Raw genomic sequence first — 25,595 nt, forward strand, 5'->3', positions numbered from 1 at the left:
GCTGTAGGAAGCACTACAGCGAACTTTTAGCTTGATTGACCTGAACATATGACTTAAGCGCTGTAGGAAGACATACAGCGAGAATGCCGTGCGGCTTACCGAAACTTGCTTGATCCAGACAGGGTATACCGCCCGAAGCAGGCTTGAGCCTGCCCGGTACGGTGGTGTGCCGGTCATCCAGCTGCGGGATATTTCGGCTGATGGCGCTATCGAGCCCGATCGCCTGACGCGGGTCGATCTCGCAGACCTTCCCGATCGTTACTTCGTCCGTGCCGGGGACGTGCTCTTTCGCTCACGTGGTGATCGATGCACCGCATCCGCACTCAACGAACGCTTTGACGAGCCGGCGCTTGCGGTCCTGCCCTTGATCATCTTGCGCCCGAAGCCGGATGTCGTGATCCCGGAGTACCTAGCCTGGGTGATCAATCAGCCGGCGGCGCAGCGGCATTTCAACGATGCGGCACGCGGCACCAGCATGCGGATGGTGCCCAAGTCGAGCCTCGACGACCTTCAAATCGACATTCCCAACATCGAAACGCAACGCAGGATCGTCGCAATCGATGTCCTGGCGGAGCGCGAACGGGCGCTGTCAGTCCTTGTGGCTGATAAACGAAGACAACTGGCCAGCCTGATCCTTGGCGAAAGTCTCAAGATGAGTTGCCATAACATTAAGCGAAAAGGCAAAACATGAGCGACAAACTTACGCAACAGCATATCAATCAGACTGCCTGGGCCGCATGCGATACATTCCGAGGTGTAGTCGATGCGGGTCAATACAAGGACTACATCCTGGTGATGTTGTTCCTGAAGTACATTTCCGACCTCTGGAACGATCATGTCGAAACCTACCGCAAGCAGTTTGGCGGCGATGAGGCCCGTATCCGTCGAAGGCTAGAGCGGGAACGATTTGTCCTGCCCGAGGATGCCAGCTTCTATGACCTCTACGGGAAGCGGAACGAGGCGAATATCGGGGAGCAGATCAATATCGCGCTCGAGAAGATCGAGGATGCGAACCGCGCCAAGCTTGAAGGTGTTTTTCGCAACATCGACTTCAATTCGGAAGCCAATCTTGGTCGGGTCAAGGACCGCAATCGCCGTCTCAAGAACCTGCTCGAGGACTTCGCCAAGCCCGCCCTCGATCTGCGCCCGTCGCGGGTAACCGAGGACATCATCGGCGAGTGCTACATCTACCTGATCTCTCGTTTCGCATCCGACGCCGGCAAGAAGGCCGGGGAGTTCTACACGCCTGCCGCCGTATCACGGCTGCTCGCCAAGCTGGCAGCACCCAAGCCCGGCGATACCATCTGCGATCCCGCCTGCGGCTCCGGCTCACTGCTGATCCGTGCGGCCGAGGAGGTCGGTTCCGAGAACTTCGCCCTGTATGGGCAGGAAGTGAACGGTGCGACCTGGGCGCTCGCACGCATGAACATGTTTCTGCATTCCAAGGACGCCGCCCGCATCGAGTGGTGCGACACCCTCAACAGCCCCATGCTGATCGAGGGCGACCACCTGATGACATTCGATGTGGTGGTGGCGAATCCGCCCTTCAGCCTCGACAAGTGGGGCGCGGAACACGCGGCTAGCGACCAGTACAAGCGTTACTGGCGCGGCATCCCGCCGAAGTCGAAGGGCGACTACGCCTTCATCACCCACATGATCGAGATCGCCAGGCGGCAGAGCGGACGGGTCGCCGTCATCGTTCCGCACGGCGTGCTGTTCCGTGGCGGCGCCGAGGGCAGGATCCGCCAGGCGCTGATCGAGGAAAACCTCCTCGATGCCGTGATCGGCCTGCCCGCGAACCTCTTCACCACGACGGGCATTCCGGTCGCGATCCTGGTCTTCGACCGCTCACGCGAGCAGGGCGGCGCCAACGAGGCACGTCGGGACGTGCTGTTCATCGATGCGAGCAAGGAGTTCACGCCGGGCAAGACCCAGAACGTGATGGACGAGGCGCACATCGCCAAGGTGCTCGGGACCTACCGGAGCCGGGCCGAGACCGACAGGTGCTCGCATCGCGCCAGCCCGGCGGAGATCGCCGAAAACGACTTCAACCTGAACATCCCTCGCTACGTCGATACCTTTGAACCGGAGGAGGAGATCGACGTCGCCGCTTTGCAAAAGCAGATCAACCAGCTCGAGACCGAGCTTGCCGACGTGCGCGGTCGCATGGCGACCTACCTGAAGGAGCTGGGTGTCGATGTCTGATGGCGAGCTGATCCTCTATACGACCGAGGATGGCGCTGCCGAGATCCAGCTGCGGGCCGTCGGCGGGACCGTCTGGCTTACTCAGGCGCAAATGGCCGACTTGTTCCAGACCACGCCACAGGCCATCACCCAGCTGATCGGTACGATCTACGACGAGAGCGAGCTGGACGAAGGGGCAACTTGTAACGAACTCTTACAAGTTCGCACCGAGGGTGCCCGGCAGGTCCAGCGCAGGCTGAAGCACTATAACCTCGATATGATCCTGGCCGTCGGCTACCGGGTCCGGTCGCCGCGCGGAGTGCAGTTCCGCCGCTGGGCCAGCTCGGCGCTGAAGGAGTACCTGGTCAAAGGCTTCGTCATGAACGACGCCCGCCTCAAGGACCCGCGCTTCGATTATTTCGACGAGCTGCTCGAACGTATCCGCGATATCCGGGCGTCCGAGGCCAGGTTCTATCAGAAGGTGCGCGACATCCTGGCGCTGAGCGAGGACTACGATCCAACATCTCGCGCGGCGGCAGAGTTCTACGCAAAGATCCAGAACAAGATGCTCTATGCTGTAACCGGCCACACGGCAGGTGAGTTGATCCGCGCCCGCGCTAACCCGGATGCGCCCAACATGGGGCTGACCGCCTGGAAAGGTGCAGTGGTGCGCAAGGGCGATGTCGGCACGGCCAAGAACTATCTCGGCGAGGCCGAGATCAAAGAACTGAACCTGATCGTGACCATGTTCCTCGACACAGCGGACCTGCGCGCCCGCCGCCGGCAGACGATGCGGCTGGCGGAATGGGACGGCGTGCTCAACAGCTTCCTGACCAGCAACGAGCTGCCGCTGTTGCGGAATGCCGGCACCGTTTCGGCCAAACAGGCCGAAACGATCGCCTATGCCCGCTATGCCGACTTCGACAGCAAGCGGCGCGAGGCCGAGCGGGTGACGGCGGCTGAGGGAGGAGATCTGGCGGAACTGCAACGTATCGCCGAAGCCTCAACGAAACTGAAGAAGGGAGAAAAACAATGACTCTCCCGAAGACGTGGAAGCTGGGCACCCTTAATGATGTGATTTCATGTATACGCGGTGGCTTCAGCGTGAAATGCGAGGACCGACAAGCCTCTCCCTCTGAAATGGGGGTGCTCAAAACAGGGGCAGTCCTGAATGGACGCTTTAATCCATTCCAAAACAAATATGTTCCGCCCTCCGAACATAGATTTTTACGAACGCCAGTAACTGGAGGAACAATTGTTTTTTGCCGTAAAAATTCAGAAGATATTATTGGAGCGACGGCACTAGTAGAGCGCGACGTGCCAAATATCTTTCTTTCTGATCTCCTGTGGGAGATCTGTACTGCAGTAAATATAGATCAATACTGGTTGATCAGTAATCTACAAAGCTACCGCATTCGCAAGCTGATTCAAGTCGAGGCGACGGGTACCCAAAGCACTATGAAGAACATCTCGCAGGATCGGCTGCTTGGTGTTCAAATTAGGATCCCTCCCCTCCCCGAACAGCACAAGATCGCCGAAATCCTGCGGACATGGGACGAGGCCATTGTGAAGCTGGAGGCGCTGCGGGCGGCCAAGGAGCGGCGCTATGAGGCAATTGCCCAAAGGCTTTTCGATCCCTGCCATCCTACCTTTCATGATCGCCCGAGCACGTGGCGGGAGTTCGAACTGGGCGACGTCTTTCGTGAACGCAACCAGCTGGGTGAGGAAGGTGACCGCCTGCTGAGCATCACTATGAATGGCGGTGTAATCAATCGCGACGATGTAGGGCGAAAAGACACCTCAACGGAAGACAAGTCCAATTACAAGCTCATCCTGCCCGGTGACATTGGCTACAACACGATGCGAATGTGGCAGGGCGTCTCTGGTCTGTCGGCTCTTCGCGGCATCATCAGCCCCGCATACACGGTCGTAACGCCTGCCGCGAACTGGGTCTTAGGCCGGTATGCCGCACACCTCTTCAAGTCGCGCCGAATGGTGTTCGGTTTCGAACGCTATTCACAAGGCCTGACGAGTGACACGTGGAATCTCAAGTTCCCCGCCTTCTCCAAGATCAGGGTCTTCCTGCCGCCCGTCGAAGATCAAGAAAAGCAGGCGAACCTCTTGGATGTCAGCATGGCCGAGATCACCGTGCTCGGAAAGCAAATCGAAACCCTTACCCGCCAAAAGCACGGCCTGATGCAGAGGCTGCTCACCGGCGAGTGGCGTGTCGCTGTCTGAAGGAGAAGCGTATGGCCAAAAAGCATATCGAGATGGCGATCGCCTACGACTTCGACGGCACGTTGGCGGACGGCAATATGCAGGAGCATCAGTTCCTGCCCGACATCGGCATGAAGCCTGCGGCATTCTGGGCGGAGGTGAAGCGTCTGACCAGAGAGCATCAGGCCGATGAGGTGCTCGTCTACATGAACCTGATGCTGCGCAAGGCTGCAGCGGCGGGCGTTCCAGTGCGACGGGACGATTTCAAGGCACGAGGTAGGGCCATCCAACTGTTCGAAGGGGTTGAGGATTGGTTCGACCGCATCACCAGCTATGGCAAAGCACAAGGTGTGCGCGTCGAGCACTACCTCGTTTCGTCGGGTAACGCCGAGATCTTCGCCGGTACACCAATTGCTTCCAAGTTTGCCCAGGTCTATGCATCGAAGTTCATGTTCGATCATAATGGTGTCGCCGCTTGGCCGGCGCTCGCCGTCAACTACACGACCAAGACGCAGTATCTTTTTCGCATCAACAAGGGCGCTTTCGACCTGAGCGATAACAGCAAGATCAACCAGTTCGTTGAAAAGCGTGATAGACTCGTTCCCTTCGAGAACATGGTGTTCATCGGCGACGGCTCGACCGACATCCCGTGCTTCCGCTTGATCAAGGAACAAGGCGGGCTTTCCGTCGCTGTGTTCAAGCCGCACACAAAAGGTGCCCGTGGCAAGGCCGAAAAATACATCAAGGATGGCAGAGTCCACTGCGTAGCCCCAGCTAGTTACACGGACGGCAGCGAGCTTGATCGGATCATCAAGGCCAATATCGTCGCCGTCGCCGCACGGTCTGCGCTCTCCGGTCTTCTCTCGGAGGCTGCATAATGACGTTCGATGCCGCCGAGAAACATCAATCTCAGATCCCCGCAATCCAGCTTCTCGTCGCCCTCGGCTTCAAGCCACTGAGCCAAGCCGAGGCGGTGAACCTGCGTGGTGGCCGCCTGCGTAATGTCGTGCTCGACGACGTGCTGGCCGACCATCTCCTGCGGATCAACAGCTTCACCCATCGCGGGCGCGACTATGCCTTCGACCTTGCGGATGCGCATGAGGCGATCCGGCGGCTGAAGCCTACACCTGATCGGCAAAAAGGCCTGCGCGGCACCAACCAGGACATCTATGACACGCTCATCCTCGGCACGACGATTACCAAGACCATTCAGGGAGATTCGAAGTCTTATTCCTTCCGCTTCGTCGACTGGGGGACGCCGTCAAACAACGTCTTCCATGTCACCACCGAACTATCCGTCGAGCGGACGGCCAGCATCCAGACCAGGCGCTGCGATATCGTGGCCTATGTGAACGGCATCCCCTTCCTGGTGATCGAGAACAAACGGCCGACCGAAAGCCTGAAGAAGGCGGGCAGTCAGCTGATCGGCTATCAAAACGAAGACAACATCCCCCAGCTGTTCCACTTCGCGCAGCTCTTGATGGTGATGAACCGGCAAGAGGCGCGCTATGCCACGGTCGGTACGCCGGGGCAGTTCTGGCAGACTTGGCGGGACGAGCAGGACCGGGACGAGGACATTGCCCGGCTGGCCAATCGTCCTCTGACCGCTGCCGAGGCGGACGCGATCTTTTCAGGCGATTTCGCAGGTGCCCGGGCTCATTTCGAGACAATGGCCGCCGAAGGCCCTCGTGCGGTCACGGCGCAGGACCGGGCGATTCATGCACTGTGCCGACCTGAACGCCTGCTGGACCTGGTCCACCGCTTCACGGTGTTCGACAACGGCATCCGCAAGGTCGCCCGCCACCAGCAGTTCTTCGGCATCCGCAAGGCGGTGGAACGCGTCCGGCAGTTCAACCTGGACGGTCCGCGCAAGGGCGGCGTGATCTGGCACACGCAAGGGTCGGGCAAGTCCCTCACGATGGTCATGCTCGGTCGCTCGCTTGCGCTCGACCAGGAGATTTCGAACCCGCGCATCGTGATCGTCACCGACCGCGACGATCTCGACAAGCAGATCAAGGATACGTTCAGGTCCTGTGACCTGGAGCCCATCCGGGCGACGAGCGGCGCCCACCTGATCGAGCTGATCCGCAATAGGGTGCCGCTCGTCACCACCATCATCAACAAGTTCGATACCGCGGCCAGGGGCACGGCGGATGTGGACGATGACGCCAACATCTTCGTTCTGGTCGACGAGAGCCATCGGTCGCAGACCGGCCGCCATGGTGGGAACAGCCAGTTCGCCATCAAGATGCGCCGCTTGCTGCCCAAGGCCTGCTATCTCGGCTTCACCGGCACGCCGCTGCTGAAGAAGGAGAAGAACACGCTTTCCACCTTCGGCGGGCTGATCCACAAATATGCCATCAACGAAGCGGTAGCGGATGGGGCTGTCGTGCCGCTTCTCTACGAGGGACGCCTCGTCGAGCAGCAGGTCAATGGCGATGTGATCGATCGCTGGTTCGACAAGATCAGCGAAGGTCTGACGCCGAGCCAGAAAGCCGACCTGAAGCGCAAGTTCTCGCGCACGGGCGCCCTGTCGAAGACTGGCCAGGCTATCCGCGCCAAGGCTTTCGACATCTCGGAGCACTTTCGCCAGCACTGGCAGGGTACGGGCTTCAAGGCGCAGCTCGTTGCACCCTCCAAGGCAGCTGCCGTCCGCTTCAAGGAAGTGCTGGACGAGATCGGGCACGTCACCAGCGAGATCGTCATCTCGCTACCTGACGACAATGAGGGCAACGAGGAGGTCGACAAGGAGTCGAAGGATCTCGTGCGTGGCTTCTGGGCGCGCATGATGGCCCGCTACAAGACAGAGGACGAGTACAACCGTCAGATCATCGACGCATTCAAAGGATCCGGCGACCCGGAGATCCTGATCGTCGTGTCGAAGTTGCTGACGGGGTTTGATGCACCGCGGAACACGGTCCTCTATGTCTGCAAGCCATTACGCGAGCACAATCTCCTGCAGGCGATCGCGCGCGTGAACCGGCTCTATGAAGAGGACGGCATCGAGAAACATTTCGGCTTTATCATCGACTATGAGGGCCTGCTGGGCGAGCTTGACTCGGCTCTTACGACCTACAGCGCCTTTGAAGATTTCGACGATACCGATCTGACCGGCACCGTTCACGACGTGCGCGAGGAAATCCGCAGGCTACCCCAACTGCATGGCCAGCTCTGGGATCTGTTCAAGCCGGTCAAGAACAAGAAGGACATGGAGCAGTTCGAGCAGTTCCTGGCCGACGAAGCCATCCGGCAGGACTTCTATGAACGGCTCAGGATCTTCAGCCGGTGCCTGCACATATCCTTGTCCTCCGACAAGCTTCTCGACGTATTCGACGAGGCTAAGGTCGACACCCTGAAGCGCGACTGGAAGCAATTCTCGGAACTGAAGCGCTCGGTCCAGCTGCGCTACCAGGAAACGGTCGACGTCAAGGAGTTCGAGCCGAAGATCCAGAAGCTTCTCGATGATCACGTGGTCGCCATGCCGGCCGAGATCATCATCGGCATCGTCAACATCAACGACCAGGACTCACTCCAGGCAGTCGTTGAGGAGGCCAGCGTTTCGGAAGCCTCGAAGGCGGACCGGATCGCGAGCGCCACTCGTCGAGCCATCACGGAGAGGATGGACGAAGACCCTACCTTCTATCGCCGCTTTTCTGAACTGCTGGAGGAGACGATCTCCGAGTATCGTGCCAAGCGCCTGTCGGAGCGGGAATACCTGAACATCGTGGTCGACTTGGCCAACAAGGTCGCACGTAAAGATCATGGTCGTGACATCCCTGATCCCATAAAGGGCAATGAAGATGGTCAAGCCTTCTTCGGCATACTCGACGGCGTGCTCTTGAGATCTGATGGCGAGCCTAACAGCAAGAATGATACTGCCATCATTGCGATCGATATCATCGATATCATCAAGAGCCACCACATTGTCGATGTATGGTCCAATGACATTGCCCAGAACAACATGCGAAACGCCATCGACGACTATTTCTTTGACGTCCTGCGAGACGAGAAGGGCCTCGAGCTGCCGGTCGAGACGATGGATGATCTTGAGAGCAAGATCATGGATCTTGCCCGCGCACGGTTCCCCGGATGATCGAGCACCATAGCGTTCAGTACGGCGAGCACACCATCGATTTCATGGTTGTGCGCCGTGAGCGGACAACGCTTGAGATCGCGGTGGAGCCTGACGCTACGGTTGTCGTCGCTGCGCCGCAAGACGCTCCACTTGCCGTGATCGAGCAGAGAGTACGCAAACGCGCTGCATGGGTGCGGCGCCAACAGCGCTTCTTTGCTCAGTATCTTCCTCGAACACCCGAGCGGAAGTATGTCGCCGGCGAAACCCATCTGTATCTCGGCCGACAGTACCGGCTGAAGGTGGTGCCTCATGTGCAGGCTATGGTGAAGCTCGTCCGTGGCTTCATTGTCGTGCAAAGCCACAAACCCAGCAGGATCGATGTCACGCGCGAGCTCGTGGAGCAGTGGTATCGCCAACGCGCTCAGTTGAAGTTCGTCGAGCGCTTGGAGATCAATCTACTCCGGTTTTCTGAACCCCAGAAATATCGTCCTCAGGGGCTGATCATCCGACAGCTGCAACAGCGATGGGGGTCAATGTCGTCAGCAGGCAGGTTGCTGCTCAACCGACGGCTCATCGGGGCGCCCATCGATGCAATCGACTACGTCATTACCCATGAACTCTGCCACATCGCCGAGCCACATCACGGTCCACAGTTTTTTGAGCTTCTGGATCGAGTGCTACCTGACTGGCAGAAACGAAAGAAACGTCTAGAACGAATCATGGCTTAGCTCCTAATCATTCTTCCCATCTGTGGCATGAGCAGCAGGCACGATGGCCAATGACGGGCGCACGGAGTGATACGAAGTGGGAGGTGCTGGAGCCTTGGATCGAGGTGTGTGCTGCCCGCGCCACAAGACGCAGCATCATCGTTTGCGTCGGGCCACCCTGGTGACGAGGTGCTGGTCGGCCAGGTTCAGGATACATGACACGAAGCGAAAGCCGAGGAGATGGTACAAGGCGAAGACTTGGCCACTCACGCCGCCGTCGCTTGTGGTGGCCCACGATGCCGAGGTTCGCGTGGTGGTAGAGCAGTTTGTCGACGACGTGCGCTGCCTCGCCGGCAGCAGCTTGTCATGGGAGGGTACGAAGCGATCTGAGACGGCGGTGGAGACGGAGACGTCAAGATCCTCGCTAGGGCATGCGTTGATGGCGCCGACTGCCTCGCTCGGCCCGCCGACGTGGAAGTGCTGCCGTCGGAGTTCGATACCATACCAGCGCCGCTCGGGCGGCTGCCCAGGCTAGGTGTTCGGTCTCGGAGTGTCGTGGTGCACTGTCGCGTGAGGGGGAGGACGCGCTATGGCACCAAGTCTTCATGGTTCAGCCAGAACGACGCCGCGAGTTCGAGCCGAACTCCAAGCGTCGCAAGAGACGACCCGCAGCCTCGCCACGCGCTACGGGCTGAATCCCAAAACCGTTGCCAAGTGGCGCCATCGGACCACGACCGCCGATCAGCAGATGGGACCATCCCGGCCGCGCAGCTCCGTCCTGACCGAGGCCGAGGAGGCAATCATTATAGAGTTCCGGCGGCGTACCCTTCTGCCGCTCGATGACGTGCTGGGCTGCTTGCGGGAGACGATCCCCAAGCTCTCGCGCAGCGCCCTGCACCGATGCCTCGTGCGCCACGGCATCTCCCGCTTGCCCCAAGGCGAGGAGAAGGCCTCGCAGCGCAAGCGCTTTACCGAGACCAGGATCGGCTACGTCCACATCGACGTCTGCGAGCTGCGCTTGGCCCAGGGCAAGCTCTTCATGTTCCTGGCAATCGACCGCGTCTCGAAGTTCGCCCACGTCGCCTTCCTGGATGCCAATACCAAAGCGAACGGCGCCGCCTTCCTAAACGAGGTGGTCGAGGTCTTCCCTTATCGGATCCATACCGTCCTGACCGACAACGGCATGGCCTTTGCCGATCTGCCCAAGAACCGTGGCCGCTATCCCGAGATCGAGGCTCTCTTCGGCGGTCACATCTTCGACCGCGTCTGCAGCAAGCACGGAATTACCCACAAGCTCACCAGGCCCTATCACCCTTGGACGAATGGCCAAGCCGAGCGGATGAACCGGACGGTCAAGGACGCCACCATCAAAGCCTTCCACTACCCAGACCTCACGGCACTCCAGGCCCACGTCTTGGCCTTCGTCACCGCCTATAACTTCGCCAAGCACCTCAAGGCACTGCGATGGCGGACACCCTTCCAGGTGATCTGCGATGCTTGGACGACTGAGCCCTCCATCTTCAAGATCAACCCGCACCACCTCATTTCGGGACCGCACACCTAGAGCATTTTCGGTTTGCGCGAGTGCTGGTTTGGCTGGAGCTTCTACTATCTGAGTGGAGGCGGCAGCGATGGCGGCACCCTTTTCCCAGGATCTGCGTTTGCGGCTGGTGCAGGCGATTGAGGCCGGCAGTTCAGCCCGACAGGCGGCGGCCCGCTTTAAGGTGAGCCCGACGGCGGTGCATCGGCTGATGCGGCGGGTGCGGGCAACCGGGAGCACCCAGCCGGCCAGTATCGGCGGCTACCGCAAGCCGTTGCTGGCCGGGCATGAGGACCTGCTGCGGGAACTGGTGGCCGGGCACAAGGGTATCACCCTGGCCCAGATCCAGGCCGAGTTGGTCCGCCGCGGCATTGAGGCGGGCTCCCTTACGACGATCTGGTCGACCCTGCGCCGGCTGGGGCTGTCGCACAAAAAAAGACGCTGAGGGCGGCCGAGCAGGCTCGGCCGGACGTGGCCAGGCATCGCCACCGCTGGCGGATCTGGCAGCGCTATCTCGACCCCGCCAGCTTCGTGTTCCTGGACGAGACCAGTGCTGGCACCAACATGGTCAGCCGCTACGGCTGGTGGCCGAAGGGCCGGCGCCTGGTTGATGCCGCCCCGCATGGCCACTGGAAGATCACCACCTTCCTCGCCGGCCTGCGCGCCAGCGGCATCGTCGCCCCGCTCGTCCTGGACGGGGCCATGACCGGCTCGACCTTTCGAGCTTATGTCGAGCAACTACTCGTACCTGCTCTCACACCTGGCGATGTGGTGGTGATGGACAATCTCGCCGCGCACAAGGTGGCAGGCATTCGAGAAGCCGTCGCCGCTGCCGGCGCCAGCCTCCTCTACCTGCCGCCCTATACGCCCGACCTCAACCCGATCGAGCAGGTCTTCGCCAAGCTCAAGACGCTCCTGCGTCAGGCCACCGCCCGAAGCCGCGAAACCCTCTGGAGCACTATCGGACACCTGCTCACCACCTTCAGCACCACCGAATGCGCCAACTACCTCAGGAGACTGCCGCGAAACCCTGGCCTTGGCGGTGCTGCTGTGATTCGATCCTGGTGAGGCGGGATGGGAGCGGCCGATGGTGCGCAAGGCGGTGGGTCAGGTGAGCCTAGTCGAGGCGCTGCTGCCCGCGGCCTTTGGCAGCAACCAGCGCCTGGAGCGGATCAGGGCACAGGTCGACTGGCAGCCGATCGAAGTGTTGTTGCAGCCCATGCGTCGCGCACCGACCGGACGACCTGCCTATCCGCCACTGGTGCAGCTCAAGGCCCTGCTCCTCCAACAGTGGTACCGCCTGTCTGATCGTGATCTCGAAGAAGCCCTGGCCGATCGGCTGAGCTTCCGGCGGTTCTGTGGCCTGGGTCTGGAGGATGCGGTGCCGGACGCAACCACCTTGTCGCGCTTTCGGATCGACCTGGCCGAGGCAGGTCTGGCGGAGATGGTCTTCGACGCCTTGAACCGGCAGTTGGAACAGCGTGGCCTCTTCATCAAGGCGGGCACCATGATCGATGCGACCTTGGTGGAAGCCGACGTGAAGCGGCCGCCCATGCGCGAGGGTGAGGTGTCGGAGCGGGACCCTGCCGCCGGCTTCACCCGCCGAGGACAACGCAGCTTCTTTGGCTATAAGGCGCACCTAGCGGTGGATCAGGGGAGCGACCTGATCCGCAAGGCGATCCTGACCAGCGCCGACATCGGCGAGAGCACTGCCGCCGATGCCCTTATCTGCGGCGACGAGGCGGCGGTGCTGGCCGACAAGGCCTACGAGTCGATGACGCGGCGAGACGCCCTGGCCGCCATCGGCATCGTCGACCGGATCATGCACCGCCGGCAGGCAGGCAAGCGTCAGCCTGACTGGCACAAGTGGATGAACGTCGCGATCACGCCGCTGCGCGGGCAGATCGAGAAGCTCTTCGGCACCATGAAGCGGCGCTACCTGTATCGCCGGGTGCGCTACCGCGGCCTGGAGCGCAATCGCTGCCAGCTCTGGCTGCTTTGTGCCGCCATGAACCTGAGAAGAGCGAATCAGATCACCGCCTGATCGACATCCAGAGATCCCAAACAGGCCGATCTTACCTGGCCGACAATGGGTCGAGCAGGCGTCATCCGCCGCAGGCACCGCCAATCCGCCATGTCTTGTCGTCAGACCACGGACCTAGGGCTTTCGCGCCAGTCTCCTCAGGAATGCCGGCTATGTAGCCAACTAAACCGCAAATGCTCTAGGCAACATTAAGGCCTGATCAATCATCCTTTTTGTTCTGGGTTGGATCGCATTCTTCCAGATCCTCATCCTCTACTATCAAGCCTCCAGATTGGAATGGCTATCTCGATCCTGACCAGCAGTCGATTGCGGTAGCCGTGTCTTATCAAGCTGGAATGGACCAGCATGGCGGCGGCTCGTTCAATTCGATGCGGTGGATAGCAGACATGCTCTTCATCATGTGCAGACCATATCGAGAAATATCTGAGGATCATTCGAATTATTGGTGATGCACGGTTACCGTAATTCAAATGCATGCAAAGTCAAATGTCATTATTAAATATGACTCTTTACGTGTTAACTTAACTACAAGTATTATTAATATCAGCAAGTACTGACTCCACACTACTACGATTCGAGTCGAACTCTTAAATGGAAATTTTTTATGCCATTATATGGTCTGGACTGTCTAGATCTAATCTTCTACAGCTTGTCATCTCCAAAACCGATGGCAGTGACGGGGTTAGGGTGATGAGCAAGCCAGAGAAGACATTGCTACAACATGCAGAAGATGACTTGAATGAAGCAAAAATGTATATGAATAAGAAACTACGGATGCACCCAAGAACTAAACAGCTTCAGGATAAAGCAACGGCTAATATGTGCTTTGAAATCGAAATTGAGCGCATAGCAGAAATCAAGAAGCAAATGGCAATCAAGAGAATGTCAACTTCTGCGTTCTTTGATGATCTCCTGCGCAAAAGCGGAATCTGATATAAGAATGTCTGCATTGGGTTCTTTTTCGACATTTGGCTGTAAGGAAGCTTTAGCCGAGCGCTATCTGTTACATGGCGATGACGTGCAGAATGCTGGTTCTTCTGCGGCGGCAGCCAATCGTACAGTCTCTTATGTGGGCGATCTCAGGAGGCATCAGATGATACAGGAAGATAGAAATCAGCCGATCATGCGGTGGCAGCTAGATCATGCGATCACGATGCTTAAAAAAGAGCTGGAGATCGACAAGATCAATGAACAAACAGAGCGCGTTAAATCGCAAACAAAACTGCTGCAGATGGTCTTTGGCGGACTGCTAGCCTTCATCCTGCTCACCAGCTGGATCTTGTTTCTGGTTGATCTAAGCAAATGATCTGGAACGGACCGCTCGCCTATCAGGCTTGGATGGCTCGATCAACGAGAGACGATCAACGGGACCGTAATCGAGCTATCTTGCCTGGATACCGACAATAGGCGCAAAAGCATGAAAGAAAGATCCCTCTGGAATGAGCCGCTTGCACGCAAAGAGACCAAGCAAGAAGAGGATATACCCTCAGATCAGACCTCCATGAGGACGGTCTGATCATTTAGCGAGATCTAACTATCTGAAATAGCGTAATTCTTTCTAAAAACTGGTGATCAATCTAATCCATTCGGATTGGAAAACTTCTCATATCAAAGATCAATAACTGCTAGCAATTATAACGATCTGATAAGAGTTTTCGGCATTGTGATACGCATTTGATCATTATCTGATCAGCCGCGTCATCACCTGGATATTGGGGAACTACGAACTTCTCCAGGAGGAAAGAGCCGTCCTTCTCTTAACGAGCATGGAGGCTTTTTTTCTATGGGAGGCATGCTTTGGCTGCGGCAAAGCCCGCAACAACAACAATGGTGTTCGTTTCAAGCCACTCATTGCCGCCGCGCCACCGTCTGTGCCTCACTCATTGAGCAGATCCAGGCTCTCACGTTGACGGTGTCGATCCTGGTGCGGCCGTGGAAGCGATTGTTCCGGGACACGCGATAGATCCGTCGCCCCTCGCGCTGCCGTTGCCCTCGATGGCGCAGGTATCTGACGCGTCCTTGGCTCCGATGTTCCGATCTGCCTCCCGAGAAGCCCATAGCTCTTTACCTGGCGGACAAACCCAGATCCCGAGCCTTTCCCGGCTCGCTACCCACCCCTTATCGATCAGGCGCATCGAGAGGCAGGAAGGGGACGAACATTCTGTATGTCCTGGCCAGGCCGAGAGATCAGCCTTATCTGCATCTGCAGCAGAGCAACGAGTAAGGATGCGACCATCATGGTGCCGTTTCCCAAATAGAGGTCACGGCGAAGAGGGGCCTGGGTCACTGGATTGAGATCATCCGGGATGCGGAACCTCTTCGACGAGGGCCTGCAGCTGTTCTCGGAGAGACAGATGCTTGAAGTTCGGGTCGATGCTCTCGTTTGCAACTTGAACATCCCTCAGTCGCTCCAGGAACATGGCAGGCGCACTCTCTTCTGCATGACGATCGCCGCAGCATGATGTTTGCAGAGCCATAGAGCCGCGTGGGCACGCTTCATCATCATGCCGATGCGAAATACTATCATTTGTCGAATCGCTGCCTACGGGGCTGCTAGGCGCCTTGAAAGCAATCTCGATTAGCGGGCAGACAGAGGCTAGGCCCAGAAGCGGCTTGGCACTCGCCTTCGGGGAGCCCGGTTTGGCAGTCGTGAGCTTCTGCTTCTGGCGAATGGTCTTGTGATCGCGTTCAAACAAGGCCTTGCCGACAGCCCGTAGAGTTGGGCTCTGCTAGCCCGGATAATTCATGAGAGTGAGTCCTGCGCGATCTGATCGGCAGAGCAGCGGCCCATGTCGTGCCGCTCACGATGAAATCATTGCAGCTCGTCGAGGAGCGTCCGCGCGTCCTGCAGATCGCGGGTGTCGAGCCCTTCGGTGAAGCAGGCGTGGAGGGGCGCCAGCAGCTCCCGCGCCTGCGCCGGCTTGCCTTGCTCGCCCCATAGCCGCGCGAGGCTGATGGCCGCCCGTAGCTCCCAAGACCTCGCTCCTTGCGACCGGGCCACGTCGAGCGCCCTTCGCAAGCCCGCCTCCGCCTGATCGGCATCGGGTGTCGGCCGCGTGAGCCAGCACAGGCCCTGCAGGCGGTGCAGCTCCACCTCCCACCACCGCGAGCCGGTCCGCTCGACCAGATCGGCGGCCTCTGCGAGGCGAGTCATCGCCTCATCCCCGCGGCCAGCAGTCAGGAGCGCGTCCGCCATGCACGCGAGCATGAACGGCTCCCACGGGACCGCCTGCCGGGCCGCGAGGCCCTCCCGGATCCGTGCCATGCCCACCTCCCCGTCGCCGGCCGTCGCCCGCGCCCAGCCGTCGCAGCACTTCGCAATCGAGGCGAAGTACGGCAGGCGCTGCTCTTCCGAGAGCTCGATGACGGTGCCGGCGTGCGTCCGCGTGCTCGCGGGGTCGCGCAGCATCAGGTGCAGGAGCGCCGCCGTCGTGTGGTGGTAGATCACGCTGTAGCCGTGGCCGAGCCGTTCCGCGTGCTCGCCGCTCCTCCGGAGGTGGCGGCGCGCCGTGTCCGGGTAGCCGAGGATCCAGCAGATCCACTCCAGGAAGCCCAGTGCCGCCACCAACGGGTCGAACGCGTACCGCTGGAGCAGGGTGCGGTCCTGCTCCGGCCGGTAGAGCTCGACGGTCCGCTCCAGCTCGCGGCGGGCCGAGGCGAACTCGCCGGCCAGCAGCAGCGCCGTCCCCATGGTGCGGTGTGCGAGTATCTGGCAGGGCCGGTCGCCACCCAGGTCCGCTCGCCGGAGCGCCTCCTCCGCGTGCATGCGCGCCTGTTGCAGGTCCCCACGGTTGACGTGCACCAGCGAGAGGCCGTTCAGGGCGTGGGAGACCTCGACAGGGTTGTCCAGCTCCGTGGCCAGGTGCAGGCTCCGCCTTAAGGTGTCCTCGAGCTCCGCGGCAGCGTGCCCCTTCGTGGCCCGCAACGCACTCACCAGCAGGCCCCGAATCCGCAGCTCCATCTCGAGCCTGGTCCGGGGGTCGCCGACGCGGGCGACGGTGAGGAGCCCGTTTGCCAGGCTGTTCGCCGCCTCGACGTAGGCCGACCGGTCGCTCGCCCGCACGCCCGCCTGGAGCCAGTAGTCCGTGGCGGCCTCGTACCGCTCGGCGAGGGTGAGATGGTGGGCGAGGACCTCCGGCTCCGACCCGAGGGAGCGACGCTCCTGCAACGCCGCCGCGATGCGGCCGTGTAGCCTCGCCCGACTGCTCTTCAGCAAGCTCTCGTACGCCGCGTCACGGAGGAGGGCGTGCTTGAAGGCGTAGCTGGCCTCGGGCGGCGTGCCCCGGACGAACAGCAGCTCGCCGGCGACGAGCTGGTCGAGAGCCCGTCCCAGTTCCGGCGGGGGCAGGGTCGAAACGGCGGCCAGGAGCGCGTAGCCGAACTCTCGCCCGATCGCGGCGGCGGTCTGCGCCACCTCCTTGACCGGGGCCATGCGATCCAGCCGCGCCATGAGCGAGTCTTGCAGCGTCGCTGGGACCTCGAGGGCCGACGACGGTCCTGCCGGCGCAGGCCCGTCACCGACGTCATCGAGAAGCCCCGCTTCGAGGACGGTCTTGGTCAGCTCCTCGACGAACAGCGGCACCCCTTCCGACTTGGCCAGGATCCGCCCGAGCACCTCGTCCGGCAGCCTCCATCCCCTCGCCACCCGCTCAGCGATCGCTAACACCTGCCGCGTCCCCAGCCTGCCCAGCGTCAGCAGCGTCGCATGCGGGTGGCCCTCCCAAGGCGGCGCGAGCTCGGGCCGGAAGGTGACGACGAGCAGCGCCCGCAGCCGCTGCACCCGCCCGACCACCATGTCGAACAGCTCGCGGGATGTCGGGTCGAGCCAGTGCGCGTCCTCCAAGACGATCAGAACCGGGCGGCGCGCCGCGAGGCCGTCGAGCTGCGCGAGCAAGGCCCCGAACGTCTCGCTCTTGCGTTGTTGCGGGCTCGGCTCGCGGGTCGAGTAGCGCCCGAGGTCCGGCAGCCCGAGCAGCTCGGTGAGGATCGGGGCCGAGGCCGCCACCTCCGGTGCGGCCTCGCGGAGCAGGGCCTCCAACCTGTCCAGGTTGGCCGCTGGCGGGTCCTCCCGCTCGATCCCCGCCGCGCGCTCAAGCTGCTCGGCGACCGGCCAGAGCGCGCTGTTCGGGTGGTGCGGGGAGGCCTGGTAGCGCAGGACGGTGTGCGGCTCGTCCCGGAGCCGGTGGCGCAGCGCCGAGACCAGGCGGGACTTGCCGATGCCCGGCTCGCCACAGAGCATGACGACTTGGCCTTCCCCCTCCCTGGCCCGCTCCCACCGATCGAGCAGGAGGGCGAGCTCGTGGTCGCGGCCGACGAGCGGGGCCCGGTCCGTGCCACGAAGAGCCTCGAAGCGGTCTTCGACCCGGTCCTCGCCGAGGACGCGGAAGGCCTCCACCTCGCCCCCGAAGCCCTTGAGCGGCCCAACCGCGAGCGGCTCCAGCGCGAAGAGGCCGCCGAGCAGGCGCCGCGTCGTCCCGGCCACGAGCACCCGACCCGGCCCGGCCACCCCTTGCAGCCGTGCGGCGAGGTTCGGGGTCTCGCCGACCACGGCCTGCTCTCGCGCGGCCCCCTCGCCGATCAAGTCGCCGACGACGACCAGCCCGGTCGCGATCCCGACCCGGCAGGCCAGGAGCGCACCCGCACGGGGGCCGAGCTGGCCGACGGCCCCTACGACGGCGAGCGCCGCTAGGACCGCGCGCTCGGCCTCGTCCTCGTGCGCCCGGGGCCAGCCGAAGTAGGCGAGCACGCCGTCGCCCATGAACTTGGCGACGTGCCCCTCGAAACGGGCGACCGCGCCCGCGACGGCGTCCTGGTAGGCACGGATGATGTCGCGCATCTCCTCGGGATCGAGGCGGCGGCTGAGCTCGGTCGAGCCGACCAGGTCGACGAACATCACCGTGAGCTGTCGTCGCTCGGCTTGCGATTCCGTCGAGGTCGGCAGCGTCGAGGGCGCCGGAGGTGCCACCGATGGTTCTAGGCTGACCGGCGGACCGAGGGCGGCGATCGCGGCCAGGAGCCGCTTGCGGTGCCCGAGCGAGCTGACGCCGAGCTCGCGCAGGTCGTCCGCGGTTAGGGTCGGCAGCAGGTCGGCGCCCACGTCGTTGTCGCGGAACGCCGGTTCGTACTGGCCTAGACCAAGGCCGCGTAGCCAAGCCCCGACATCCACCGTCATCCCCCGGGCGCTCGCCTCCATGGCAGCAGTCTATCCCAGGCCGCGCCGGGCCGACACGACCGATCGCCCGGCGGTGGCCTTGACGGAGGGTGCATTGGTCCTGTCCGCTTCGTCACCGATCGCCGGCAAAGGCGTACAAATTGCCTTCGACGGCGGCCGCCTTACCTCCGACGCGGGCGTGCTCGTGCTGGCGGACATCGAGCGCCGGCTCGGGATCGCTGAGCGTCTGGCCCGCTGCCTGACCGACCCGCGCTCCCCGGAACGGGTGCGCCACACGCTCCTCGACATGATCCGCTTCCGGGTGCTGCTGATCGCGGCCGGCTCCCCGGACGCCAACGACTGCGATGCGCTACGTCGTGATCCAGCGTTCAAGATGGCGCTGGGCCGACCGCCCGAGAGCGGGGCGGATCTATGCTCCCAACCGACCATGTGCCGGCTGGAGAACCAGCCGACGATCACGGCCCTCAAGCGCATGATGGCCGCCATGGTCGAGCTGTTCTGCGACAGCTTCGAGCAGGTGCCGCGCCGGATCGTGCTCGACATCGACCACACCGAGGACCGGGCCCACGGCCGCCAGCAGCTCGCGCTCTTCCACGCCCACTACGGCGGGTACTGCTTCCTGCCGATCCACGTCTACGAGGCAATCACCGGCAAGACCCCGGACGGGGCCGAGGTCACCCTCGTGCTACGGCACGTGATCCGGGCCGCGAGACCGCCCTGAGCCCCGAGGCGGTGTGCCCCGACGGAGCGGATTCCTCGCAACCGGCCAGCCCCGATGATCGCGCCGCCGGCGCCACGGCTCCGCACGTCTATCGCCGTCCCGCTCCGGCCGCGTTATTCACCCCGGTGAATAATTGAGGCTAGATCATCGGCTCACCCACCCACTGTAAAGCGAGACCGCTGCTCATCGCGTGCTGGTGGTATTTTTCAGTATCTTTGTTGAAGTAATTGAGCAATCCTCGGAGAACAGTCAGAGTTCATCAATTCATTTAGATATTTTACATCCGTCGGTGCAATCTTTCTCGATCGGTCCTTTGTCATCACCCGCCGCGACGCCTGTGATGTCGCTCACCCTCCCTATCCGCAGCCTGGAATAGCTCCAGTCAACAAGACAAAGAGGGCAAAAGGATAGTCTTGAGCGTTTTGCTATATCGCCTCAACAGGTAGATTCAGCTTCGAAGGCCAGTTACAGCAAAATACAGACCTGCAGCAATCTATACCGTCCATTTTATATTATTGATCCTTGATGAATTTACTAAGTTCATTATGTTCTTTACTTTTGATCTTGCTCTACTGCAGGTTCTTTTAGCTTTTGTTGAGCCATATCTGTGGCGCAGGAAATACAATGAAAAATGATCTGCTTGCTCCAGATTGTTTACGATGTCCATAATATCGGTGATCTCATTCGCTGGAGTTACCTCCGCGATTTCGCAAAGCCGCTCTATTGTTACGGGAGAACATTGCTGAAATCCTGCGACAGCATCGATCGAGCAGCCTCGTGCGCAGAGCATCAAGGCGACTGCCTGATCGAACGGCTTGAAATTCATGTTGGACAACTCGGCCAAGTCATCTCCCGGGCTGTTGCTGCTAGGCACGCTCTTGCTTGGCGCCTCAGAGCGCGGCTCAGTATGAACATGTTGCCCGACGCGATCGACAGGCGCTTTAAGAGGAACTGCTGTTGCTTCTCTTTCTAAGGCGAAAAATGGCTTCTTAGGCTGTTGGTTAACAGATTCTGATCTGATCCCAACATGGAGGCCCCGCTCACTGATGCAATCTTCCTCAGTATTCATTTGCATTCTAGATGGAATAGAATGCGTCATCCAGCGCATAGGCGACAAATCATTTGGATATTTTCTGTCCACCTCGATTTCTCTAGGGTTATAAGCGACTTTTTTCTGTTTGAAATGCATATCCAAGCACCCCTTAATTAGACATTGCCATAAGATCAGCCATCACTGATCTCTGCATAGACACTCCGTATAATGATAAAATATCTATGTCAATATGAGTTAGCTTTGTATTTATCATTTCAACTATACAAATAGGATTTTGTCTTTATAGACAAGTTCATCAACTATAGTGCAAGATATTCACTTGAGGTGAATGATGGTCTTTGATGTGCAATCGTGGATAGGCAATTCTTATCTCGCCCCAGCGAACGCCCAATTGGCAAGCTCATAGATTTATATTCATGATAAGGTAATTTGTCTTATGATGAATATAATAGATATGGGATGCATAGAATGTAAAAATCTCAATCGGAACGGTCAGATTGATTATATTTAAAGTCGCTGCCGGATCCCCTTCTTCCATCGATTAGGCATGTTCTCGCTGGAGAGCATCGTGCCTGCCTGACCTTTATCCTCCCGGCCTCAGTGACGCCGGATGGACGGCGTCGGAGCCGTTTCTTCCAATACCACTGTGCGTCTGCAGGCGGCCGACGCAGCTCCGTCGAGCTAGGGCGGAGACCATCTTCTGCCTGATCCGATCTGGATGGGCGTGGCGATGCTGCCGCATCGCTTCCTGCCTCGGGCGTGCACCCCTAAAGCTCCCGATGTGAAATGAGCGTCCGTCATGAAGGGACGGACGATGCGCAAGAGCCGGTTCAGCGAGGAGCGGATCATTGGGATCCTGCGGAAGCAGGAGGCTGGAGCGTCGACGGCTGAGATGTGTCGCAAGCACGGGATCGGCGGCACCACGTTCTACAAGTGGAAGGCACGCTTCGATGGGCTCGAGGTCTCGAAAGCCAAGCGGCTCAGGGCGCTGGAGGACGAGAAGGGGAAGCTGAAGCGGCTTCTGGCGACGTCATGCTCGACAATGCCGCGTTCAAGGATCTCATACGAAAACTGATACTGCCTGCAGCGCGGTGGGAGGCGGCGCTGCGGCTGATCGCCGAGTGCGGCTTCTCGCAGCGGCGTGCCTGTGGGCTGGTGATGGTCAATTCGAAGACAGTGCGGCGGAGGGTGGCGCCCGATGCGCCAAAGCTGCGCCAGCGACTACACGAGCTCGTCGGCGAGCGGCGCCGCCTTGGGGTGCTGCTCGAACGGGAGGGCATGTGCTTGAACCACAAGAAGCTCTACCGGCTCTACCGCGAGGAGGGCTTGGCCCATCCGCTGGCACCCGAGAGCCCACGACCGCGCTTTAGGCACTTAATGATCGCTGGTCTTTAAACTTTTCCTCGGACCGCCTAGAGCAAGGCCGCCGCTTCCGCATCCTGGTGATCGTCGACGATCTCAGCCGCGAGTGTCTGGCTGCAATCGTGATACCTTGAGTCTTGGGGCGCGGCTGGCCCGCGAACTCGACGTCCTGATCACCTGGCGCGGTTCGCCACGGCTGATCGTGAGCGACAACGGGCCGGAGATGACCTCCCAGGCCTAGTTTACACTGGGCCAACCAAAGCGCCGTGGCTTTGCACTACATCGCACTTGGTAAGCCGCAGCAGAACGCCTTCGCCGAAAGCGTCATCGGCCGGATGCATGACGAGTTCCTGAACGAGCAGGTGTTCGACAGTCTCGGCCATGCCCGCCGGCTGCTTGCGGCATGGCAGTACGACTACAACCACGTTCAACCCCACTCGACCCATGGCGGCCTGCCGCCGCCGGCCATGGGCAAGCGGCTGCGCAACCCCGACCAGCTCCGCCGCTTGCCTGCTCCCCTCGCAGCCACCGAGCCGCCATAACGGCTGTGGTCTCTCACAAAGAGCGAGGGGCCCCCAGGGGAGCAGGTCACATCAGGCCGGATCCTCCTGACCTACATTTTCGCTATCGGCGTGAATTACATTGTCGGTGCACAAGGGATGGTTGAAGATGCCCACATCGACCGTGCGTCGTCTGGAGTTGGTTTGGATGGATGGTCCGGATGTCAGCCCGTTCGCGCGATGGCTGGTGAAAGTGCGCAGAGGAGCGTGTAGGGGTCCCTCTTCATCGCCAGCGTCAGGCGTAGCGGTGGTCTAGGCGGCCGTGAGCTGTATCATGCTGGGGGGCGTCGCGTAAATCACCGGCGGCTTTGCCGAAAGTCACTGAGGGTTAGAAACTTTCCACTGAATAGTCAGCTGGTGTTTCTTGCTGTATGATTACAATATTAGCTTTGAGGTCAGCAAAACATATAATACATCAATAGAGTTGCTTGCCCTTAGCAAGAAGAAAATCGATCATTTGAATGATCCATATTTCAACAAATTCTCCATAATAGGATTACATTCTGTAAGAAGCATATAGTTATGACTCATAAGAACAAAATCTTTGATTTTGTTCTTTTCAATGGGCTCTCTTGAACTGAGGACATAGCTAGGCCAGCCCTACTGGATTTTCTCCAGAAGAGCTGGCTGCCAGTCCTGGCGCGATCGGTCTCTCCGTCACGTCGGACGCATCTCTTAGCCTCGTACAGCCGAGATACTCACTCGCTACTTCTCGACGGAAATACGACCCGCCGGCGACCCATGGGCTTCGAGCTTTCGCAGTGCCCTTCAGGTGGATGATCGCTGCCCCACAGTCCTGATTCCCTTTTCCGCGCTGCTGTCTTCGACCGACCACGGAAAGGTGCCGAGTGCGGCAAACGCACTCAACTATCGGGATCTAAGCATTCGATCGGCATTGTTCAAGTACCAACCTATCGACTTTTGATGAACGTCTTGCTGCTATCGTACCCTGGCGAAACCATGGGTGTCTCGCAAAGACAGGCTCAAGAGGATCGAGACGAAGAATGCCATATCCCGGTCGACGACTTCGATCTGAGAGTATTCCTGCCAGCGACGACTCCGGCCGATCGAAAAGGCACATCGCGTACCCGGCCATTGGCAGATCGAACCGGTGACGAGTAGTCTTCCAGCGGGACCTGCGTTTGGTCTGTTGACAAAATGGAAATTTTACGTATAACTAGCGTTAGCGAAATCTGAACCCTTCTTACTCTTAAGAAAGAGAAGAAAGAACCATTTCAAACCACCAAATCTAGTGTATTAAGCGATCTGCTGGAGATCGTTTCTTACCTCTACGGAAGAAATTTTTCGGCTCGATGAATCAAGTCAGAAGGTTGGCGGCTCGCTCTGCTCGCCGGATGCCTCGCCTTCGCTTCGCTCAGGCGAGGCACCTTGGAAAATCCATCTGCCGGCTGTGATTTCTCCTGGGAAGCTGGCTGCTGACAACATCGACTCCAGCCTTCGGTTCTTCCAGGTCCTTGTCGGTGGCGATCTCCAAGATGTCTCCGGGTGCTGGCTCATCTGGATCTCGTAGCGACGCCACCTTTGACCGCGGAGAACGGCGATGTGAGCGCCGCTGTCGCGTGGGAGGCCCCCATCTGGCGCGTCAATACAACACGCCTCAGCATACGAGCCAGCAAGCCATGGCTTTACGTTGAATGGCCTTTCCAGAGCCCTGGAGGCTCCTGGAAGTATGATTCATCACGAAGCACGGAAAACACCCATGCAGAAGAATCGGCGCTCTACGTCGATTTCAGCCGCCCTAGCGGCGATATCGCAAGAATGGCGCTCGACCTGAAGCTTGCCGCCGAACTCACTTACGAGATCCAGAACGACCGGATGATCTTCACCAAGCCGACCAAGCAGCCGGTCGACGATCCGTTCGTCACCTTCGCCGAATGGGACAGTGAGGCAGGCCGAAAGGCTTATGCCGCGTTTTGAGCAGGGCGATGTGGTCCCTATCCCCTTCCCTTATCTGGTCCGCAATCGCCGCCAGCACCGGCCAGCCTTAGTCATCTCGGCTGGCAGGATCGGCCAGGGCGCGGCCCTGCTGGAGGTGGTCATGATCACCAGGGTGGCTTCAGCGGATCAGTTCGACGGTGACGCCGGCTGCCTCGGCGATCTCCGGCCAACGCCGGTCTGCGGTAGCGCCACGGCTCCTTCCCGCTTCGCCAGGGCCAGGAAGTAGCGATCACCCAGCGACAGGCCCCGCACCAGCGTGAGCGGCCGCAGCATACCGGCCTCCTAGGACAAGGCGGCATCGACCGGCATCACCTGGATCGGCAGAGGGCGCAACAGGGCCTCGATCTCAGCGCGTGTCGCGCCGAGCTTGGCGTAGTGGCTGACGATCTCCGCCAGGTTCACCGCCGTCATGAGAGTGCCATCAAGGGCGGCCTTCCCTCGCCGTCCCCGGCTCATCCAAGAGCAGGGCAAGCAGTGCGGAGGCATCGAGCACTACCGCCATTACTCGGCCTCCGCCTCCTGCGCCCGCTCCACCAGAAAGGCATCGACCGAGGTGCCGGTCTTGCCGGCCGTCAGCTTGGGGCTGAGAGCCTAGGCGCGTGCCACCACCTGGTCGAGGGTTCGCAGCACGATCGCATCCCCGATGTCCTCGACCAGGACCTCGCCACCCTGTGCCAGGCCGTGCCGCTTGCGCAGCTCAGCCTGCAGGCTGCCGTTGTCGGAGCGGGATCGTCCATTCCCTTCGTCGGCTGCGCCGGTCGAAGGTGGTCGCAAATACCCCCTTCCGCCATAACCTCGGATACCGACGCAGCATCGGAACCGGTTCAGTCTCCAGTTGCCCGCTCAACTGGCATAACACTCTGGACGGTTCCATCCGGCTGGATGCGAAGATTGATACGCACCGCCTGGTTCTGCAAAGGAGTGGCTTCCTCAGGCTCCCCCAGACGACGGTTACCCTGTCCCGGCTGATGGCGCCGGGCGCGCGCGCGAGCGGCTGATA

The 25,595-nt window shown here is 60.2% G+C and carries 19 protein-coding genes and 1 pseudogene; 15 read left to right on the forward strand and 5 right to left on the reverse strand.

Annotation, left to right across the window (positions count from 1 at the left end; genetic code table 11):
• The first annotated feature begins 88 nt into the window (after positions 1-88).
• Genes GEMRO_RS26765 through GEMRO_RS0101100 form a run of 7 tightly spaced genes read left to right on the forward strand, consistent with a single transcriptional unit; the run spans position 89 to position 9,204 of the window.
• Entirely contained in the window at positions 89-691 is a 603-nt protein-coding gene (locus GEMRO_RS26765; RefSeq protein ID WP_035484514.1) for a restriction endonuclease subunit S domain-containing protein, read from the forward strand.
• Complete coding sequence (locus GEMRO_RS0101075) at positions 688-2,205, forward strand: type I restriction-modification system subunit M (protein ID WP_027132544.1); 1,518 nt, start codon at positions 688-690, stop codon at positions 2,203-2,205. Before GEMRO_RS26765 ends, GEMRO_RS0101075 begins: the two co-directional genes overlap by 4 nt.
• Positions 2,198-3,220 carry a virulence RhuM family protein gene (locus tag GEMRO_RS0101080; RefSeq protein WP_027132545.1) on the forward strand — a complete coding sequence of 341 codons (1,023 nt, stop codon included), beginning with the start codon at positions 2,198-2,200 and terminating at the stop codon, positions 3,218-3,220. The genes GEMRO_RS0101075 and GEMRO_RS0101080 overlap by 8 nt, the downstream gene beginning before the upstream one ends.
• Positions 3,217-4,422, forward strand: a complete 1,206-nt coding sequence (locus GEMRO_RS0101085; protein ID WP_084506399.1) for a restriction endonuclease subunit S — start codon at positions 3,217-3,219, stop codon at positions 4,420-4,422. The genes GEMRO_RS0101080 and GEMRO_RS0101085 overlap by 4 nt, the downstream gene beginning before the upstream one ends.
• 11 nt (positions 4,423-4,433) lie before the next feature.
• Positions 4,434-5,279, forward strand: coding sequence for an HAD family hydrolase (locus tag GEMRO_RS0101090; RefSeq protein WP_027132547.1), 846 nt, complete (start codon positions 4,434-4,436; stop codon positions 5,277-5,279).
• Positions 5,279-8,494 carry a type I restriction endonuclease subunit R gene (locus GEMRO_RS0101095; RefSeq protein ID WP_027132548.1) on the forward strand — a complete coding sequence of 1,072 codons (3,216 nt, stop codon included), beginning with the start codon at positions 5,279-5,281 and terminating at the stop codon, positions 8,492-8,494. The genes GEMRO_RS0101090 and GEMRO_RS0101095 overlap by 1 nt, the downstream gene beginning before the upstream one ends.
• A complete protein-coding gene (locus GEMRO_RS0101100; protein ID WP_027132549.1) occupies positions 8,491-9,204 on the forward strand; it encodes a M48 family metallopeptidase in 714 nt (237 codons plus the stop codon). The genes GEMRO_RS0101095 and GEMRO_RS0101100 overlap by 4 nt, the downstream gene beginning before the upstream one ends.
• Positions 9,205-9,339: 135 nt before the next feature.
• On the opposite strand, the gene GEMRO_RS35890 is transcribed toward GEMRO_RS0101100, so the two are convergent.
• The gene (locus GEMRO_RS35890; protein ID WP_157505401.1) at positions 9,340-9,681 is read right to left on the reverse strand and encodes a Tn3 family transposase; all 342 of its coding nucleotides are present in this window, start codon (positions 9,679-9,681) and stop codon (positions 9,340-9,342) included.
• A gap of 91 nt (positions 9,682-9,772) precedes the next feature.
• On the opposite strand from GEMRO_RS35890, the gene GEMRO_RS0101105 reads away from it, so the two are divergent.
• From GEMRO_RS0101105 to GEMRO_RS33900, 5 genes are all read left to right on the forward strand, one after another.
• Positions 9,773-10,747: an IS481 family transposase gene (locus GEMRO_RS0101105; RefSeq protein WP_027132550.1), complete on the forward strand. Its 975-nt coding sequence runs from the start codon at positions 9,773-9,775 to the stop codon at positions 10,745-10,747.
• A gap of 67 nt (positions 10,748-10,814) precedes the next feature.
• Positions 10,815-11,791 (forward strand): IS630 family transposase gene (locus GEMRO_RS26770; RefSeq protein WP_157505396.1). Its coding sequence is split into 2 segments (ribosomal slippage): positions 10,815-11,153 and positions 11,156-11,791, totalling 975 coding nucleotides; the frame shifts between segments, so codons are not numbered across the junction.
• A gap of 19 nt (positions 11,792-11,810) precedes the next feature.
• Positions 11,811-12,767: an IS5 family transposase gene (locus GEMRO_RS0101120; protein ID WP_157505397.1), complete on the forward strand. Its 957-nt coding sequence runs from the start codon at positions 11,811-11,813 to the stop codon at positions 12,765-12,767.
• A gap of 690 nt (positions 12,768-13,457) precedes the next feature.
• Positions 13,458-13,700: a hypothetical protein gene (locus GEMRO_RS33895; protein WP_157505398.1), complete on the forward strand. Its 243-nt coding sequence runs from the start codon at positions 13,458-13,460 to the stop codon at positions 13,698-13,700.
• Between the two features lie 7 nt (positions 13,701-13,707).
• Entirely contained in the window at positions 13,708-14,073 is a 366-nt protein-coding gene (locus GEMRO_RS33900; RefSeq protein ID WP_157505399.1) for a hypothetical protein, read from the forward strand.
• 1,506 nt (positions 14,074-15,579) lie between these two features.
• Here GEMRO_RS33900 and GEMRO_RS0101135 read toward each other — a convergent pair.
• Entirely contained in the window at positions 15,580-18,939 is a 3,360-nt protein-coding gene (locus GEMRO_RS0101135) for an AAA family ATPase (RefSeq protein ID WP_035484528.1), read from the reverse strand.
• Positions 18,940-18,958: 19 nt separating this feature from the next.
• Between GEMRO_RS0101135 and GEMRO_RS26775 the strand changes: the two genes are divergently transcribed.
• The gene (locus GEMRO_RS26775; protein ID WP_084506400.1) at positions 18,959-19,660 is read left to right on the forward strand and encodes a transposase; all 702 of its coding nucleotides are present in this window, start codon (positions 18,959-18,961) and stop codon (positions 19,658-19,660) included.
• A 493-nt stretch (positions 19,661-20,153) separates the two neighbouring features.
• On the opposite strand, the gene GEMRO_RS33905 is transcribed toward GEMRO_RS26775, so the two are convergent.
• Positions 20,154-20,849, reverse strand: coding sequence for a hypothetical protein (locus GEMRO_RS33905; protein ID WP_157505400.1), 696 nt, complete (start codon positions 20,847-20,849; stop codon positions 20,154-20,156).
• Positions 20,850-21,528: 679 nt separating this feature from the next.
• Here GEMRO_RS33905 and GEMRO_RS26785 point away from each other — a divergent pair.
• A pseudogene (locus GEMRO_RS26785) lies at positions 21,529-22,618 on the forward strand (IS3 family transposase).
• Between the two features lie 1,524 nt (positions 22,619-24,142).
• Positions 24,143-24,574, forward strand: a complete 432-nt coding sequence (locus tag GEMRO_RS35040) for a hypothetical protein (protein WP_240476562.1) — start codon at positions 24,143-24,145, stop codon at positions 24,572-24,574.
• A gap of 303 nt (positions 24,575-24,877) precedes the next feature.
• Here GEMRO_RS35040 and GEMRO_RS35590 read toward each other — a convergent pair whose 3' ends face one another.
• Both GEMRO_RS35590 and GEMRO_RS34810 read right to left on the reverse strand, forming a co-directional pair.
• Complete coding sequence (locus GEMRO_RS35590) at positions 24,878-25,006, reverse strand: PIN domain-containing protein (protein WP_276202815.1); 129 nt, start codon at positions 25,004-25,006, stop codon at positions 24,878-24,880.
• A gap of 180 nt (positions 25,007-25,186) precedes the next feature.
• On the reverse strand, positions 25,187-25,369 hold the full coding sequence (locus GEMRO_RS34810; protein WP_205624865.1) for an AbrB/MazE/SpoVT family DNA-binding domain-containing protein: 183 nt from the start codon (positions 25,367-25,369) through the stop codon (positions 25,187-25,189).
• Positions 25,370-25,595: the final 226 nt, after the last annotated feature.

The sequence above is a fragment of the Geminicoccus roseus DSM 18922 genome (assembly GCF_000427665.1).
In the GTDB taxonomy this organism is placed as follows: Bacteria; Pseudomonadota; Alphaproteobacteria; order Geminicoccales; family Geminicoccaceae; genus Geminicoccus; species Geminicoccus roseus.